This is a genomic window from Acidiphilium sp. 20-67-58, from assembly GCF_002255515.1.
Classification (GTDB): domain Bacteria; phylum Pseudomonadota; class Alphaproteobacteria; order Acetobacterales; family Acetobacteraceae; genus Acidiphilium.
In genome coordinates, this window is sequence record NZ_NCAS01000021.1 from 1 (window position 1) to 16275 (window position 16275).

The following is a 16275-nucleotide window of genomic DNA, read 5'->3' on the forward strand; positions in this document are numbered from 1 at the left end:
AACCCACGCTCCAGTTCCAACCACCAACCCTCTCAGGCCAGTAGCCAAACGCCACCAACGTATCCCTTCCTAGCCTATTCACAATCCTCAAAGAACAAAGCCTTCGTTGCGGTCTTACCCGCTCCGTCGGGCGCCGCCTCGTCAGCGGTGAACGGGCTTTTAGGCCCCAGCCCGGGGGCTGTCAACGGCCACCAAACGCCCTCCCGAATTTCTCAAAAGCCAATGAAATAAAAGGGGTTTTTGGCGAGAAGGGGATTCCGCACCTGCGAAATCGGCAAAAAATCTGGAAAGCAGCCCGGCCATGCACAGAACGCATGGACCGGGCCGTTGCCATGCAATCAGGCCGCGGCGGCAAGGCCGCCAGCGATCGCCAGCCCCTCGTCATCGACGGTCACGTTGACGATCTCGCCATCGCGGATCGCGCCTTCGAGCAGCCTGGTTGCCAGCTTGTTCTGCAAGGCGCGCTGGATCACCCGCTTGAGCGGCCGCGCCCCGTAGACCGGATCATACCCCTCATTCGCCAGCCAGTCGCGCGCTGGCTGGTCGAGATGCAGGGTGATTTTCCGGTCGGCCAGCAAGGCTTCCAGGTGACGGAGCTGGATCTCGACGATCCGCGCCATATCCACGCGCTGGAGCCGGCGGAACAGGATCACCTCGTCGAGCCGGTTCAGGAATTCCGGCCGGAAATGCTGGCGCACGATCCGCATCACCTGGGGTTCGGCCAGTACGACATCCTCGCCTTCAGGCTGGGCGGCCAGCACCTCGCTGCCGAGATTCGAGGTGAGAACGATGATCGTGTTCTTGAAGTCGACCGTGCGGCCCTGACCGTCGGTCAGGCGGCCATCGTCGAGCACCTGCAACAGGACGTTGAAGACGTCTTCATGCGCCTTCTCGACCTCGTCGAACAGGATCACCTGGTAGGGCCGGCGCCGCACCGCTTCGGTCAGCACCCCGCCTTCCTCGTAGCCGACATAGCCCGGCGGGGCGCCGATGAGCCGGGAGACCGCGTGCTTCTCCATGAATTCGCTCATGTCGATCCGCACCATGGCGCGTTCGTCATCGAACAGGAATTCGGCCAGCGCCTTGCAAGTTTCGGTCTTGCCGACGCCGGTCGGGCCGAGGAACAGAAAGGAGCCGATCGGCCGGTTCGGGTCCTGCAATCCGGCCCGCGCGCGTCGCACGGCATCCGAAACCGCCCGTAATGCGGCTTCCTGCCCCACCACGCGCTGGCGCAGCTCATCTTCCATGCGAATGAGCTTGGCGCGCTCGCCTTCCAGCATCCGGTCGACCGGGATGCCGGTCCAGCGGGCGACGACCTGGGCGATCTGCGCCTCCGTCACCGCCTCGTTGACCATGGCGCCCTCGGCCGGCTCCGCGGCGAGCTTGCGCTCGATATCGGGGATCACGCCATACATCAGCTCAGACGCCCGGGTCAGGTTGCCGGAGCGCTGCGCCATTTCCGCCTCGCCGCGCGCCTGGTCGAGCTGTTCCTTCAGCTTTTGGGTGGCGTTCAGCCGGTCCTTCTCGGCCTTCCACGACGCCGTCATCGCGTCGGATTTCTCCTCGAGCTCGGCGATCTCGCCCTCGAGCCGGTCCAGCCGCTCACGGGACGCGGGATCCTGTTCCTTGCGCAGCGCTTCCCGCTCGATCTTGAGCTGCATCAGCCGCCGGTCGAGCTCATCGAGCGCCTCGGGCTTGGAATCCACCTGCATCCGCAGCCGCGAGGCGGCCTCGTCGACAAGGTCGATCGCCTTGTCCGGCAGGAAGCGGTCGGTGATGTAGCGGTTCGACAAGGTCGCCGCCGCGACCAGCGCCGAATCCGAAATCCGCACGCCATGATGCAGCTCGTATTTCTCCTTGATCCCGCGCAGGATCGAGATCGTGTCCTCGACGCTCGGCTCATCGACGAAGACCGGCTGGAACCGCCGGGCCAGCGCCGCGTCCTTCTCGATGTATTTCCGATATTCGTCGAGCGTCGTCGCGCCGACGCAGTGCAGCGCGCCGCGGGCAAGCTCGGGCTTGATCAGGTTCGAGGCGTCCATCGCGCCATCCGCGCGACCGGCACCGACCAGCGTGTGCATCTCGTCGATGAACAGGATGATCTCGCCGTTCGAGCCTTCGATCTCCTTCAGCACGGCTTTCAGCCGCTCCTCGAACTCGCCGCGATATTTCGCGCCCGCGACCATGGCGCCGAGATCGAGCGCGAGCAGCCGCTTGCCCTTCAGCGCCTCGGGCACGTCGCCATTGACGATGCGCAGTGCCAGCCCTTCGACGATCGCGGTCTTGCCCACGCCGGGCTCGCCGATCAGCACCGGGTTGTTCTTGGTCCGCCGTGCCAGAACCTGAATTGCGCGGCGGATTTCCTCGTCCCGCCCGATCACCGGGTCGAGTTTCTGGGCGCGCGCGGCCTCGGTCACGTCACGGGCGTATTTCTTGAGCGCGTCGAAAGTCTGCTCGGCATTCGCGCTGGTGACGGTGCGACCCTTGCGGATATCGGCCACCGCCTTTTCCAGCGCCTGCGCCGAGGCGCCGGCGCCGCTCAGCGCCCGCCCCGCCGGCGTGCTGCTGGCGGCAAGCGCGACCAGAACCCGGTCTTGCGCCACATATTCGTCGCCAGCCTTCTGCGCCATCTGCTGCGCCGCATCGAGCACGCGCACGAGATCCGGCGTGATCTGCGGCTGCCCGGCACCCGCACCCTGCACTTTCGGCAGCTTGCCGATCGCGGCATCGACAGCAAGGCGCACCGCCGCCGCATCGCCGCCGGCGGCGCGGATCAGCCCGCTCGCCGCCCCTTCCTCATCGTCGAGAAACGCCTTGAGCAGATGCTCGGGGGTGATCTGCTGGTGATATTCGCGCACCGCGATGGTTTGCGCGGCCTGCACGAAACCGCGGGCACGTTCGGTGAATTTTTCAAAATCCATTGTATTCGATCCCTTTCATCAGGCGACCTGGCCGGATCATCCCTCACGAGGCGATGATCCAACCTTGTCTGGTGGACATGGTTGCTGCATTGATCCTGCTCAAGAGGAACCGCACCCATGACCATGCTCGTCGACCAACTCTTCCGCTATCCGGTCAAGGGGCTGACCGGCGAGGCGCTGGCCGGGGCCGATCTCGAAACCGGGCGGGCGATCGCCTGGGACCGCGCCTTCGCGCTGGCGCAGGGCGATTGCGGTTTCGATCCGGCAGCGCCGGACTGGCGCCCGAAGACGGAGTTCCTCTGCCTTGCCCGCAATCCCAACGCCATCGGCATCGACTGCCGGTTCAACGACGCCACTTGCATGCTCACCCTCATCGCGCCGGATGGCGCCGCGATCGACGCCTCGCCGCTGACCGAGGCCGGACGGGATGCGCTTGGCGCGTTCCTCGCCGCTGCGCTGCCGGCGGAAATGCGCGGGACGCCGCGGTTCCACCATGTCTCCGGCCACAGCTTCTCGGATCATCGCAATCAGGTGATCAGCCTGATCGGCCTGTCCAGCCTGCGGGCGCTGGAGGCGGCGACGGGTGCGCCGCGACACAGGCTGCGGTTTCGCGCGAATGTCTATTTCGAGGGGGCCGAACCTTGGGCCGAACTCGGCTGGGTCGGCCGCACGCTCGCGATCGGCGCGGTGCGGCTGCGCGTGACCGCCCGGATCGACCGCTGCGCGGCCACCACGATCAACCCCGAAACCCGGGCGCGCGACGCCAATCCGGTCAAGGAGTTGATGACGCATTTTGGTCATGTCGATTGCGGAATTTATGCCGAAATCGTCCATCCCGGCCGGATCGCGCCCGGCGATCCGATCATTCTCCTGCCATGAGCATGTCGCGACGGGTGACGCGGGCTGAAAAATCGGCTTAACGTCCCGAAATGCTGACCGACTTACCGAATATGCTGACCCTCTCGCGCATCGCGGCGATCCCGCTGCTCGTCGTGCTGGTCGCGATCGGCTCGCCGCTCGCCGATCTGCTGGCCGCGCTGCTGTTCGTCGCCGCCGGAATCACCGACTGGCTCGATGGCCGTCTGGCCCGCAGCCGCCGGCAACTCTCCGATCTCGGGCGGATGCTGGACCCGATCGCGGACAAGCTGCTGGTCGGCGCGACGCTGATGCTGCTGGTCGGGTTCCACCGGCTGACCGCATACGGGATCTACCCGGCGATCGTGATCATGCTGCGCGAGATCCTGGTTTCGGGGCTGCGGGAATATCTGGCGGGGATCAAGGTCGGCATGCCGGTCACCCGGCTGGCGAAATGGAAGACGGCAACGCAGATGGTGGCCCTCGGGGTTCTGCTGCTCGGCGATTCCGGGGCGGCGCAACTCGGCATTTCGTGGCTTCCGGCCGGCATCATCGGCGGCGCGCTGCTCTGGATCGCCGGCGGCCTGACGCTGATCACCGGCTGGGATTATCTGAATGCGGGCCTGCGGCATATCACCCAGCCCGGCACAACCGGCTGACAGGCGCGGACATGCCCCCCCTCCCCTTGCGCGGCCCACAGGGCGCGCCGGTTCTCGCCCTTGTCGGCTGGTCGGGCAGCGGCAAGACGACGCTGCTGGCCGCGGCGCTGCCGCTGCTCATCGATGCAGGGCTGCGCGTATCGACGCTGAAACACGCCCATCACAAGGTCGACCCCGACCAGCAGGGCAAGGACAGTTTCCGCCATCGCGCGGCCGGCGCGCATGAGACGATGCTCGCCACCTCGGAACGCTTTGTGCTGTTCCACGATCATCACGCCGGCACCGACGAGCCGGACCTGCCCTCCCTGCTGGCCAGGATGGCGCCGGCCGATCTTTTCATCGCCGAGGGCTTCAAGTCCGCCAGCGTTGCCAAGATCGAGGTTCACCGCCCGGCACTCGGCAAGCCCGCGCTCTGGCCTGAGTTCAGGGATATTGTGGCGGTGGCCAGCGACGACCCGCTGGAGGCTGGCGGCTTGCCGGTTCTGCCGCTCAACCGCCCGGCGGCGGTTGCGGAGTTCATCCTCCGCTGGCACGCGGATGCGATTGCTTGAGGTTCACCGCCAATCCGGCGCATAACCATCCGGAACATTTTCAAGGAAGAAAGATGCGGTCATTTGTCCGTTCCGCCCCGCCCCGTATGGCCTTGCCAGGCCCGACCGGCCTGCGCCGCGCGGCGATGGCCGTGGCCTCGGGTGGGATTGTGCTGCTCCTCTCCGGCTGTGCCGGGGTCGGCAATTATCTGAGCAGCACGCTGAATCCCTTCGGCGACCCGAACGCGCCGGCCGGCGATGCGGTCAACATGCAGCGCGCGCGGGGCGATAATGTCGCCGTCCAGCCGTTGCGCCCCGAACCCGGCGATGTCTGGCCCGGCAAGGCCGCGCCCATTCCCACCCTGGGCGAGATTCAGAAACACATGAACGTGCCTCTTGGCGCGGCGTATCGGGGCCTCTACAGCGCGCCATCGGCGGGCTCACCGCAGGCGACCTACTCGGTGCCGCCGGGGGCGAAGGCGCGGGGGCTGCCCTCGGACCGCCAGGGCGGCGAGGCGACGGATCTGGTCGGCAGCGCGGCGGCGACGTTGCACACCTCGCCACAGTCGGGCGAGGCGGGGAAGCTGGTGCCGCGCGCGCCGGCGGTGCCGGAATCCCGCGCGCGCGCGGCAAAGCCGATCATGCCGGATGCCGGCCTGCCCGTCGGGCAGACGGTGATGGGACCGCGCGGGCCGCTCGGCATTGTCAGCACGCCAAGCAACGGGCGCTACCAGACCGTGGCGCCGATTGCCGGCAAGGGGGGGGGCATCCTGATTTCCAATGGCAACGGGACGGCAACGCTGGTGCAGGCGAATGGCCAGGTCGTCACTGTCCAGACCCGATGACGCCAGCGACGCGCACTACAATATAAGAGAGATGAAGATCCTGTATTTCGCATGGCTCCGCGAGCGCATCGGCCTCGCCGAGGAAGAGATCGACCTTCCCGCGGAGGTGGCGACCGTCGGCGAGCTGGCCGAGTATCTGGCCGGCCGCGGCCCCGCGCATGCCCGCGCCTTCGCCGCGCGGCAGGCGATCAAGGCGGCGGTCGACCAGCGCTTCGTGCCGCCGGAAACGCCGCTGGCCGGCGCGACCGAGATTGCCTTCTTTCCCCCGTTCACCGGCGGCTGAGCCCGAAGCCCGTGCCGCGCATCCTCGTTTCGCTGGCGGATTTCGACATTGCCGCCGAACTTGAACGCCTGCAGGCGGATGCCGGTGCGGTGGCCAGTTTCGTGGGCGTGGTGCGCGGCCAGGTGGACGGACGCCCCCTCGCGGCACTGACCCTCGAACATTACCCGGGGATGACCGAGGCTGCCCTGACCGGGATTGCCGAGATGGCGATGGCGCGGTGGACGCTGACCGATTGCACCATCATTCACCGGGTCGGCCGGCTTGAGCCCGGCGCGCGGATCGTCCTTGCCGCGGCTGCCAGCGCGCATCGGGCGGACGCAATTGCAGCGACCGCTTTTCTCATCGACTGGCTGAAGACCGACGCGCCGTTCTGGAAGCGCGAGGATTTCGCCGACGGCGCATCGCAATGGGTCGATGCGCGCGACGACGACATTCTATCACGCAACCGCTGGTAGTCTGACCGCCCGACCCGGGCTGACGCTGCACTTGACAGCAATTTGTTCGCTCAGCGCACAAAAATCGTGTGTGATGGCGCATAAACCCTGTGGTTTGTGCGATACGGTGTCAGAAAAATTTCCAGAATGTCACGTTTAATCTATTTTCATGGCACTGAGTTTATTATTCAATCGATTGCCAGTTCCTTAAAATTATTTTATTGACGGCCTCCTCTTGTGGTTGTATTGAATTTCCAAGTTAACTGGGGGTTGCAATGAAACTTCTCATTTTTGGAAATCCGGTCGACAATCGGGACATCCTGACGACCTTCTTCCGCTCGAAGCTGGTGGTCGTGGACGAGACGTCCGATCTTGAAGAAGCTCTGGATCTCACACGATTCTATGAATACGACGCGGTCGTGCTGCGGGTGACCGACACGAGGCCGGCAGAAATCGAGCTCATCCGGCGGTTGCATCTCAGCGGCCTGCGCTGCCCGATCCTCGCGGTTTCACAACTTCTGAGTGAAGCAACCAGGTTGCGCATTCTCGAAGCAGGTGTCGATGACCTGATCGTCAACGCGATCTCGCATGAGGAAACCTTCCTCCGCGTGCAAAACCAGGTTCGCCGCAGCAGAGGCTTCCAGAGCCCGTCCCTCGCTGTCGGCAATATCGAGATCAACATGAACGCGAAGAAAATCTTCGTCGGTCAGGATGAGATCAGCCTCACCAAGAAGGAATACCAGATCGTCGAGATCCTTGCGCTGCGCAAAGGCTGCGTTCTGAGCAAGGAGGCGATCCTCGATCACCTCTATGGTGGGCTCGATGAACCGAACCCCAAGATCATCGATGTGTTCATCTGCAAGATCCGCAAGAAGCTGATCTCGGCCGGCGCCGACGACCTGATCCAGACCAACTGGGGTCGTGGCTACATGATCGTCGATCGCCGGGAAGCCGAAGCGCGGATTACCGAAACCCCCATGACCTCACGCGTGCCGTTTTCCCCACGGGAACGGAGCATCGCGGGGTGAAGCCGGGATAAACCTGCCTTGCCCGCCTTATTCGGCGGGTTCGGCAGGCTCCGTCTGGCCGTGAATTTCAGCCATCTTGCTTTCGACGTGACGTGAAAACACGAATTCCGCGGGGCGCTGCTTGTCGAGCGGGATATCAGCCGCCATCGGGCCTTCGGTGCGAATGCCCTGGATGGCCAGCTTGGCAAGTTTCCAGGGCCGCTTGACGGAATCGACCACCGAGGTCGCCTCAAAGCCGGAATGCACCATGCAGTCGGCGCATTTTTCGTAATTGCCGACCCCGTACTTGTCCCAGTCGGTGGTTTCCATCAATTCCTTGTAGGTCTTGGCGTAGCCTTCGCCAAGCAGGTAGCACGGACGCTGCCAGCCGAACACGTTACGGGTCGGGTTGCCCCAAGGCGTGCACTTGTAGGTCTGGTTGCCGGCCAGGAAGTCGAGGAAAAGCGGAGACTGGTTGAATTTCCAGTGAACGCCGCGCGCCTTGCGCTCCTTGCCATAACGGAAGATCGCCCGGAACAGTTCCTTGGTGCGCTGCCGGTTGAGGAAATGTTCCTGATCCGGGGCGCGCTCATAGGCATAGCCGGGCGATGTCATCACACCATCGACCCCGATCTCGTTCACGGTATCGAGGAATGACGCCACACGAGCGGGATCGGCGCCATCGAAAAGCGTGCAGTTGATGGAAACGCGGAAACCCTTCGCCTTGGCGAGTTTGATTGCCGCAACAGCGCGCTCATACACGCCTTCCTGGCTCACCGCGTGATCGTGCATCTCGCGGTCGCCATCGAGATGGATATCCCAGCAGAAATTGGGATGCGGCTTGTACTGGTCGATCTTCTTCTCAAGAAGAAGAGCGTTGGTGCAGAGATAGATGAACTTGTCCCGTGCGAGAATCTTCTCGACGATCTCGGGCATCTCGCGGTGCAGCAGCGGCTCGCCGCCGGCAATCGCGACAACCGGCGCGCCGCATTCATCGACCGCCTCGAGCGCATCGGCGACCGACAGCCGCTGATTGAGGATCGGCGCGGGATAATCGATCTTGCCGCATCCCGCGCAGGCGAGGTTGCAACGGAACAGCGGCTCGAGCATCAGCACGAGCGGATAACGCTTGTTCCCGGTCAGGTGCTGCTTCAGCACATAGGCTCCGACCTTGATTGCCTGTTTCAGCGGCACGCCCATCTGTAACTCCTGCTAATGATCACCCGACCGGGACGCCGATCAGGCGTCGCTTACTTCGGCGGGAAGCTTGAACCTTACGTCTTCCGGCGTGCCGGCGAGCGTGTCGATCTCGATCGGGCCGAACTTTCTCAGCCCGTCGATCACACCCTTGACGAGAACCTCGGGGGCCGAGGCGCCGGCCGTCAGGCCGACCGTCCGCGCCCCCTCGAACCACGAGGGATCGAGATGGCTGGCATCGTCGATCAGGTAGGAGGGACGCCCGAGTTCGGCGCCGATTTCCCGAAGCCGGTTGGAATTCGAGGAATTGCGGCTGCCGACCACCAGAATGACGTCGACGAGCTCGGCGAGATGGCGCACCGCCTCCTGGCGGTTCTGCGTCGCGTAGCAGATATCGCGCACATCGGGGCCGACAATGCCGGGAAAGCGTTCCACGAGAGCGGCGATGATGCCCCGCGTGTCATCGACCGAAAGCGTGGTCTGGGTGATATAGGAGAGCTTGTCCGGATCCGCGACTTCCAGCGAGGCGACATCCTCGACGGTCTGGACGAGATAGACCTTGCCGTCGATCTGGCCGATCGTGCCCTCGACCTCGGCATGGCCGGCATGTCCGATCAGGACGATTTCCCGCCCCTGCCCGGCATAGCGCCGCCCCTCGGAATGCACCTTGGCGACCAGCGGGCAGGTCGCGTCGATCACCGGCAGGGAGCGGTCGGCAGCATCCTTCTGCACCTTGCGCGCGACGCCATGCGCCGAGAACACGGTGATCGCCCCGTCCGGCACTTCGGCGATCTCGTCGACGAAAACCGCGCCTCGCGCGCGGAGATCTTCGACGACATGGCGGTTGTGAACGATTTCGTGGCGGACATAGATCGGCGGGCCGAACTTCACGAGGGCACGCTCGACGATCTCGATCGCCCGCTCGACGCCGGCGCAGAACCCGCGGGGCTGCGCCAGCACCACCTTCATGGCGGGCGTGGCGGCCGCAGGATCGGCACGGTCGGTCGTGGTGAGAGACAGATCCATCGTCCGTCGCCTTTCAGAACTCTGAATGTCGCAGTACGGACCGTCTGCCCCGGGCACACGTATCCACCCGCCAATTAGGGTATCCTGCGGCAGTTTCGCAAGGGATGGCGCGGACAGGGCACGCCGTCCGCCGACACTGTTGCGCGCTTGCATCGCAAGATGCCAATCTGTCGCTCGGATCGCGGGTCACGTTCATGAGACTTTTCATGACGGCCGCATCGCCCCCATCTGCCAATCAGGGGTCTATCGCTTCCCGCGATCACCGTATAAAGGGCGCTTCGCCGGAACGATCCGGACGCAAGGGTCGCAACGACGCAGAGTATAAGGAACCAGCATCATGGCTTACCGCTCCAGCGAGACTCCCGCACAACGCCTGGGAGAGACCGCCTGATGCCGCCGCAGACCCCCTTGCTCGATCGCGTGCGGGTTCCGAGCGACATGCGCAACCTCTCGGCCGAGCAGCTGCGCCAGCTCGCCGATGAACTGCGCGCGGAGACGATCGACACGGTTTCCGTCACCGGCGGCCATCTCGGCGCGTCGCTCGGCGTCGTCGAGCTGACCGTGGCGATCCATGCCGTGTTCGAAACTCCGCGGGACAGGCTGATCTGGGATGTCGGCCACCAGACCTATCCGCACAAGATCCTCACCGGACGGCGCGACCGGATCCGCACCCTGCGCCAGCCGGGCGGGCTCTCCGGCTTCACCCGCCGCTCGGAAAGCGAATACGACCCGTTCGGCGCCGCCCATTCCTCGACCTCGATCTCCGCCGGGCTCGGCATGGCCGTGGCGCGCGACATCAAGGGCGAAACCCCGAAGCGGAACGTGATCGCGGTGATCGGCGACGGCGCGATGTCGGCCGGCATGGCCTATGAGGCGATGAACAATGCCGGGGCGAGCAAGTCCCGCATGATCGTCGTGCTCAACGACAACGACATGTCGATTGCCCCGCCCGTCGGCGCCATGAGCGCCTATCTGTCGCGGCTGATCTCCTCGCGCAGCTTCCTCTCGATCCGCGATTTCGCCGCACGGATGGCGAAGCACTTCCCCCGCACGATCGAGCGGACCGCGAAACGCGCCGAGGAATATGCCCGCGGCATCCTGACCGGCGGAACGCTGTTCGAGGAGCTGGGCTTCTATTATGTCGGCCCGATCGACGGCCATAATCTCGACCACCTGCTGCCCGTGCTGCGCAACCTGCGCGACAGCGAGGGCGACGAGCCGATCCTGCTGCACGTCGTCACCCAAAAGGGCAAGGGCTATGCGCCGGCCGAGGCCTCGGCGGACAAATATCATGGCGTGTCGAAGTTCAACGTCGTCACCGGCGAGCAGGCCAAGGCGCCGCCGGGTCCGCCGTCTTATACGAAGGTATTCGCGCAGGCGCTGATCGCGGAAGCGGAACGCAATCCCTCGGTCGTCGCGGTGAATGCCGCCATGCCGAGCGGCACCGGGCTCGACGCCTTCGCCAAGCGGTTTCCCGATCGCTGTTTCGATGTCGGCATTGCCGAGCAGCATGCCGTGACCTTCGCCGCCGGGCTGGCGACCGAGGGCATGGCGCCGTTCTGCGCGATCTATTCCACCTTCCTCCAGCGTGCCTATGACCAGGTGGTGCATGATGTCGCCATCCAGTCGTTGCCGGTGCGCTTCGCCATGGACCGGGCGGGGCTGGTCGGCGCCGATGGCGCAACCCATGCCGGCGTCTACGACCTTGCCTATCTCGGCTGCCTGCCGGGCATGGTGATCATGGCGCCGTCGGACGAGGCGGAACTCGTCCACTGCGTCGCCACGGCCACCGCGATCGACGACCGTCCCTCCGCCTTCCGCTATCCGCGCGGCGAGGGAACCGGAATCGCCCTGCCGGAACGCGGCGTGCCGTGGGAGATCGGCAAGGGACGGATCGTTCGCGAGGGCAGCAGCGTCGCCGTGCTGGCGCTCGGCCCGCGACTGGGCGATGCGCTGCGCGCGGCCGACGAGCTTGCCGCGAACGGCTTCACGGCGACAATCGCCGATGCCCGCTTCATGAAGCCGCTCGATACCGCGCTGATCGACCAGCTAGCCCGCCATCACGAAGTGTTGATCACGATCGAGGATGGCGCCAGCGGCGGCTTCGGGGCCGCGGTCGCCCATCATCTCGCCTGGTCGGGCGCTTTCGATTCCGGGCTGCGCTTCCGGCCGATGGTGCTGCCGGACCGCTTCATCGACCATAACACACCCGCGGCCCAGCTGATCGATGCGGGCCTGACCGCGAAGGATATCGTGGCGCACGCGCTGGGCGCGCTCGGCCGCGGCGCCGTGCCCAAAAATGCCCAAGGTTCCGTCGCAATTCCGGCACGGTGAACACTATATCTCAGGGCATGAAACGTCGTGGTCTCCTGGCGGCTGCAGCCGCCACCTCAATCGGCCTCGCCCTGCCCCAGGCGCGCGCGGCCACGCCGCCGGAAGCGCTGCCGGTCGACTCGCTCGATTCGGCGCTGATCGCGGTGATGAAGGCAGCCAGCGCCGGCAAGAGCTTCGCCGCGCGCTATGCCATGCTCAAGCCGGTGGTGGAGGCGAGCTTCGATCTCGAGCTGATCCTCCAGAATTCCGCCGGCCTGCTCTGGCCGCAAATTCCAGCCGCCCAGAAAACCGAGCTCGGCAAGCTGTTCCGGCAATACACGATCGCGACCTATGTCAGTAATTTCAACGCCTATGGCGGGCAGCATTTCACCACCGATCCGGACATCCGCCGCGCCGGCGACAGCCGGATCGTGTCCACCACCCTGAACGAGCAGGACGGCAAGGCGGTCAAGCTCGCCTACGTGATGCGCGAGGCCAGCGGCGCCTGGAAGATCACCGACGTGCTCTTCGAGGGCACGATCAGCAAGGTTGCCGCACAGCGCTCCGATTTCAGCGGACTGATCGACCCTGGCAACGCCGCGCGGCTGATCGAGGCGCTGAAGAAAAAGATCGCGATGCTGTCCGGCGGGGCGATAAGCGACTGACATGGCCGCGATCCTGCCCGTCTTCGCCGAGGCGCTCTGCGCGGTCGGTCTGATCCAGCAGGCGATCGGCGCCTGCCTCGTCAGCCCGCAGCGGGGTTCTGCGACGATCCCGGACCAGGCGCCGCCGGTTACCGTGTTCAAGCCGTTGCACGGGGTCGAGCCGCTGCTCGATACCGCGCTCGAATCCTTCTTCCTGCTCGATTATCCGCACTTCCAGCTGGTCTTCGGCGCCGCCGACCCGGACGATCCGGCGATTGCCATCGTCGCCCGGCTGCGGCAGCGCTATCCGCAGGTGGATGTGGCGGTGGTGACCGGCCCCCATCGCGAGGGGCGCAATCGCAAGGTTGCCAATCTGATCGCGATGCGCGGCGCGGCGCGCCACGATGTGTTCGTGGTCTCCGATGCCGACATACACGTGGCGCCGGATTTCCTCGCCGCGATCGTCACAACGCTGGCACGGCCGGAGGTCGGACTCGTCACCACGTTCTATACCGGCCTGCCCGCGACCGACACACTCGCCGGCCGACTTGGGGCGATGCAGATCAATCATGGATTTCTGCCCGGCGCCGCCATCGCCCGCGCCCTCGGCCGGCAGGACTGCCTCGGCGCCACCATGGCGTTGCGGCGGCGCGATCTCGACGCGATCGGCGGCTTCGCGGCGCTGCTCGACCATCTCGCCGACGACAATGTGCTCGGCCAGCGGATCCGCGCGATCGGCAAACAGGTGGCCCTTGCCCCGGCGATACCGGCAACCTCGGTGCCGGAGATCACGCTCCGCGCACTGCTGCGCCACGAGTTGCGCTGGGCCAGGACCGTCCGCGCGCTGGTGCCGCTCAGCTATGCGGGGATCGTGACGCAATTTCCGCTGTTCTGGGCGCTGTTCGCCCTGTTGCTGAGCGGTGGCGCCATCTGGGCCTGGATCTGCCTTGCCCTTGCCGCCGGGCTGCGCCATGGCATTGCCCGCCTGTTCGAGCGGCGCCTCGGGTTTGGCGGGGGGAGCGGCGGCGTGCCGTTGCTGATGACCCCACCGCCGCCCTGGCTTTTCCTCTTGCGCGACACGGCTTCGGCCGCCATTTTCGCGCTGAGTTTCTGGAGCGACACGGTGGAGTGGCGTGGCCAGACGCTGCAGGCCGATTCCGGCCGCAGCACTGGTGGGAACGGAATTGGTGCCGTCCCGCGGCACATGAGTTAGGACCGAAGCAATGATGAAGACCCTGTTCCTGCAACCGCCCTCCTTCGACGGGTTCGACGGCGGCGCCGGCTCCCGCTACCAGGCCCGACGGGAGATCCGCTCGTTCTGGTTTCCGACCTGGCTTGCCCAGCCGGCAGCCCTGATCCCCGGCTCGAAGCTGATCGACGCGCCGCCGGCCGGCCAGACGATGAAGGACGTGATGCCGCACGCCCGCGCCGCCGAGCTGGTCATCATCCACACCTCCACCCCCTCCTTTGCCAACGACGTGAAGGTCGCCGCGCAGATCCGGGCGGAAAATCCCGGCGTGAAGATCGGCTTCATCGGCGCGAAGGTCGCGGTGCAGGCCGGCGAAAGCCTCGAACGCGCGACCCCGGTGGATTTCGTCGCCCGCAACGAGTTCGACTTCACGATCAAGGAGATCGCCGAGGGAAAGCCGTTCGCCGAGGTCGACGGCATTTCCTGGCGCAACGAGGAAGGCGAGATCGTCCACAACAAGGACCGCGCCATCCTCGAGGACATGGACAGCCTCCCCTTCGTCGCGGATGTCTATCAGCGCGACCTGAAGATCGAGGATTACTTCATCGGCTATCTGATGCACCCTTATGTCTCGCTGTATACGGGGCGGGGCTGCAAGTCGCGCTGCACCTTCTGCCTCTGGCCGCAAACGGTGGGCGGGCATCGCTACCGCACCCGTTCGGTCGAGCACGTGATCGCCGAAGTGAAGCAGATTCAGCGCGATTTCCCGCAGATGCGCGAGCTGTTCTTCGACGACGATACGTTCACCGACAACCTGCCCCGCGCCGAGGCGATCGCGCGTGAACTCGGCAAGCTCGGCGTCACCTGGTCATGCAACGCCAAGGCGAACGTTCCCCGCGACACGCTGAAGGTGCTGCGCGACAACGGGCTGCGCCTGCTGCTCGTCGGCTATGAAAGCGGCAACCAGCAGATCCTTCACAACATCAAGAAGGGCATGCGGGTCGAGGTCGCGAAGCAGTTCACGAGGGATTGCCACGATCTCGGCATCAAGATCCACGGCACCTTCATTCTGGGCCTGCCCGGCGAAACCCAGGAGACCATTCGCGAGACGATCGATTTCGCGAAGGAGATCAACCCGCACACCATCCAGGTGTCGCTCGCGGCCCCCTATCCGGGAACCTTCCTCTACGACCAGGCGGTCGAGAACGGCTGGCTCGATGCCACGCATGCCGAACTGATCGACGATCACGGCATCCAGATCGCGCCGCTGCATTATCCTCACCTGACGCATACCGAAATCTTCGACAGCGTCGAAACCTTCTACCGGCAGTTCTATTTCCGGGTGCCGAAAATCGCCTCGATCGTGGGCGAGATGGTGCGCAGCCCGCAGATGATGAAGCGCCGGCTGCGCGAGGGCGTTGAATTCTTCCAGTTCCTGCGCGAACGCCACGCCGCCTGATCGCCAGAGGCGTCCGCGGCCATGCGGAGGGACGCCGAGGTCATTTTCTCGGCCGATGATTTCGGGCTGACCGAAACCGTCAACGAGGCTGTCGAGCGCGCCCATCGCGAGGGCGTGCTGAGCCAGGCCAGCCTCATGGTAGCCGCCCCGGCGGCGGCAGACGCGGTGGCCCGGGCGCGACGCCTGCCCGGGCTGAATGTCGGGCTGCATCTGGTCCTGGTCGAGGGCGCCTCGATCCTCGGTCATGCCGCTTTGCCGACCATCACCGGGGCGGATGGCCGCTTCGGCTCGGATCAGGTGGCCCGCGGCTTCCGCTACTTCTTCTCGGCCGCGGCGCGGCGCGAGCTGGCGGCCGAAATCCGCGCGCAGTTCGAGGCCTTCGCCGCCACCGGCCTGCCCCTGCACCACGCCGACAGTCACAAGCACATGCACATGCATCCGACCGTCGCGGCGCTGATGATCCGCATCGGCCGGGAGTTCGGCCTGACCCGGATCCGGATTCCGGCGGAACCGCCCGCCGTTCTGGCGTCATGTGGTGACCGGCCCGGATTTGCCGCCCATGCTCTTCATGCGTGGTCGCGGGTGCTGCGCACCCAGGCGCGGCGCGCCGGGCTGGCAAGTCCGGACCATGTTCTCGGCCTCCGCCATTCGGGCCACATGACACTGGAGCGGGTGCGCGCCTATCTCGAAGCGCTGCCACCAGGGCAAACCGAAATCTATTTTCATCCCGCAACGCAGCACTGCGCTACCCTCGCTCATTTGATGCCGGATTACGAACACGCGGCGGAATTTGACGCGCTGCTCCGGCTGCGCACGGGGTATCCGGCCTGGTTAAAACGCGATATAAGATGAGTAGAATTTAATTTTGCAATGTGACATTGAAAGGGGCTCCTTGATCGGAAAAACACCTCCT

General features: G+C 65.3%; 15 protein-coding genes. 12 read left to right on the forward strand and 3 right to left on the reverse strand.

Annotated elements, in window-relative coordinates:
• Positions 1–338: 338 nt before the first annotated feature.
• The gene (gene clpB / locus B7Z76_RS09670; protein WP_286705348.1) at positions 339–2921 is read right to left on the reverse strand and encodes an ATP-dependent chaperone ClpB; all 2583 of its coding nucleotides are present in this window, start codon (positions 2919–2921) and stop codon (positions 339–341) included.
• A gap of 117 nt (positions 2922–3038) precedes the next feature.
• Between clpB and B7Z76_RS09675 the strand changes: the two genes are divergently transcribed.
• From B7Z76_RS09675 to B7Z76_RS09705, 7 genes are all read left to right on the forward strand, one after another.
• Positions 3039–3800 (forward strand): MOSC domain-containing protein, encoded by a 762-nt coding sequence (locus tag B7Z76_RS09675; protein WP_291343625.1) that lies wholly within the window; start codon positions 3039–3041, stop codon positions 3798–3800.
• A gap of 50 nt (positions 3801–3850) precedes the next feature.
• The gene (gene pgsA / locus B7Z76_RS09680; protein WP_174504074.1) at positions 3851–4435 is read left to right on the forward strand and encodes a CDP-diacylglycerol--glycerol-3-phosphate 3-phosphatidyltransferase; all 585 of its coding nucleotides are present in this window, start codon (positions 3851–3853) and stop codon (positions 4433–4435) included.
• An 11-nt stretch (positions 4436–4446) separates the two neighbouring features.
• Positions 4447–4986, forward strand: a complete 540-nt coding sequence (gene mobB, locus B7Z76_RS09685; protein ID WP_291343626.1) for a molybdopterin-guanine dinucleotide biosynthesis protein B — start codon at positions 4447–4449, stop codon at positions 4984–4986.
• A 53-nt stretch (positions 4987–5039) separates the two neighbouring features.
• On the forward strand, positions 5040–5810 hold the full coding sequence (locus tag B7Z76_RS09690) for a hypothetical protein (RefSeq protein WP_291343627.1): 771 nt from the start codon (positions 5040–5042) through the stop codon (positions 5808–5810).
• A gap of 31 nt (positions 5811–5841) precedes the next feature.
• Positions 5842–6093, forward strand: a complete 252-nt coding sequence (moaD, locus tag B7Z76_RS09695; RefSeq protein ID WP_174504893.1) for a molybdopterin converting factor subunit 1 — start codon at positions 5842–5844, stop codon at positions 6091–6093.
• Between the two features lie 11 nt (positions 6094–6104).
• Positions 6105–6548 carry a molybdenum cofactor biosynthesis protein MoaE gene (locus tag B7Z76_RS09700; protein WP_291343628.1) on the forward strand — a complete coding sequence of 148 codons (444 nt, stop codon included), beginning with the start codon at positions 6105–6107 and terminating at the stop codon, positions 6546–6548.
• Positions 6549–6802: 254 nt separating this feature from the next.
• Positions 6803–7555 carry a response regulator transcription factor gene (locus B7Z76_RS09705; RefSeq protein WP_291343629.1) on the forward strand — a complete coding sequence of 251 codons (753 nt, stop codon included), beginning with the start codon at positions 6803–6805 and terminating at the stop codon, positions 7553–7555.
• A 27-nt stretch (positions 7556–7582) separates the two neighbouring features.
• Here the strand turns inward: B7Z76_RS09705 and hpnH are convergent, their stop codons facing one another.
• On the reverse strand, positions 7583–8734 hold the full coding sequence (hpnH, locus tag B7Z76_RS09710; protein WP_174504071.1) for an adenosyl-hopene transferase HpnH: 1152 nt from the start codon (positions 8732–8734) through the stop codon (positions 7583–7585).
• Positions 8735–8773: 39 nt separating this feature from the next.
• Entirely contained in the window at positions 8774–9757 is a 984-nt protein-coding gene (ispH, locus tag B7Z76_RS09715) for a 4-hydroxy-3-methylbut-2-enyl diphosphate reductase (RefSeq protein ID WP_174504070.1), read from the reverse strand.
• A 390-nt stretch (positions 9758–10147) separates the two neighbouring features.
• Between ispH and dxs the strand changes: the two genes are divergently transcribed.
• From dxs to hpnK, 5 genes are read left to right on the forward strand one after another with little or no spacing between them, the layout of a single operon-like run.
• A complete protein-coding gene (gene dxs, locus B7Z76_RS09720) occupies positions 10148–12091 on the forward strand; it encodes a 1-deoxy-D-xylulose-5-phosphate synthase (RefSeq protein ID WP_174504069.1) in 1944 nt (647 codons plus the stop codon).
• Between the two features lie 17 nt (positions 12092–12108).
• On the forward strand, positions 12109–12735 hold the full coding sequence (locus tag B7Z76_RS09725; protein ID WP_291343630.1) for an ABC transporter substrate-binding protein: 627 nt from the start codon (positions 12109–12111) through the stop codon (positions 12733–12735).
• Between the two features lies 1 nt (position 12736).
• Entirely contained in the window at positions 12737–13927 is a 1191-nt protein-coding gene (gene hpnI, locus B7Z76_RS09730; RefSeq protein WP_174504067.1) for a bacteriohopanetetrol glucosamine biosynthesis glycosyltransferase HpnI, read from the forward strand.
• A gap of 10 nt (positions 13928–13937) precedes the next feature.
• Positions 13938–15362: a hopanoid biosynthesis associated radical SAM protein HpnJ gene (gene hpnJ / locus B7Z76_RS09735; RefSeq protein WP_291343631.1), complete on the forward strand. Its 1425-nt coding sequence runs from the start codon at positions 13938–13940 to the stop codon at positions 15360–15362.
• A 21-nt stretch (positions 15363–15383) separates the two neighbouring features.
• Positions 15384–16214: a hopanoid biosynthesis-associated protein HpnK gene (gene hpnK / locus B7Z76_RS09740; RefSeq protein WP_174504065.1), complete on the forward strand. Its 831-nt coding sequence runs from the start codon at positions 15384–15386 to the stop codon at positions 16212–16214.
• Positions 16215–16275: the final 61 nt, after the last annotated feature.

Coding starts and splice junctions, on each gene's coding strand:
- dxs (WP_174504069.1), top strand. CDS start 10,148: ATGCCGCCGCAGACCCCCTTGCTCGATCGCGTGCGGGTTCCGAGCGAC.
- B7Z76_RS09725 (WP_291343630.1), top strand. CDS start 12,109: ATGAAACGTCGTGGTCTCCTGGCGGCTGCAGCCGCCACCTCAATCGGC.
- B7Z76_RS09675 (WP_291343625.1), top strand. CDS start 3,039: ATGACCATGCTCGTCGACCAACTCTTCCGCTATCCGGTCAAGGGGCTG.
- mobB (WP_291343626.1), top strand. CDS start 4,447: ATGCCCCCCCTCCCCTTGCGCGGCCCACAGGGCGCGCCGGTTCTCGCC.
- clpB (WP_286705348.1), bottom strand. CDS start 2,921: ATGGATTTTGAAAAATTCACCGAACGTGCCCGCGGTTTCGTGCAGGCC.
- hpnH (WP_174504071.1), bottom strand. CDS start 8,734: ATGGGCGTGCCGCTGAAACAGGCAATCAAGGTCGGAGCCTATGTGCTG.
- hpnJ (WP_291343631.1), top strand. CDS start 13,938: ATGATGAAGACCCTGTTCCTGCAACCGCCCTCCTTCGACGGGTTCGAC.
- moaD (WP_174504893.1), top strand. CDS start 5,842: ATGAAGATCCTGTATTTCGCATGGCTCCGCGAGCGCATCGGCCTCGCC.
- B7Z76_RS09705 (WP_291343629.1), top strand. CDS start 6,803: ATGAAACTTCTCATTTTTGGAAATCCGGTCGACAATCGGGACATCCTG.
- hpnK (WP_174504065.1), top strand. CDS start 15,384: ATGCGGAGGGACGCCGAGGTCATTTTCTCGGCCGATGATTTCGGGCTG.
- hpnI (WP_174504067.1), top strand. CDS start 12,737: ATGGCCGCGATCCTGCCCGTCTTCGCCGAGGCGCTCTGCGCGGTCGGT.
- B7Z76_RS09690 (WP_291343627.1), top strand. CDS start 5,040: ATGCGGTCATTTGTCCGTTCCGCCCCGCCCCGTATGGCCTTGCCAGGC.
- ispH (WP_174504070.1), bottom strand. CDS start 9,757: ATGGATCTGTCTCTCACCACGACCGACCGTGCCGATCCTGCGGCCGCC.
- pgsA (WP_174504074.1), top strand. CDS start 3,851: ATGCTGACCGACTTACCGAATATGCTGACCCTCTCGCGCATCGCGGCG.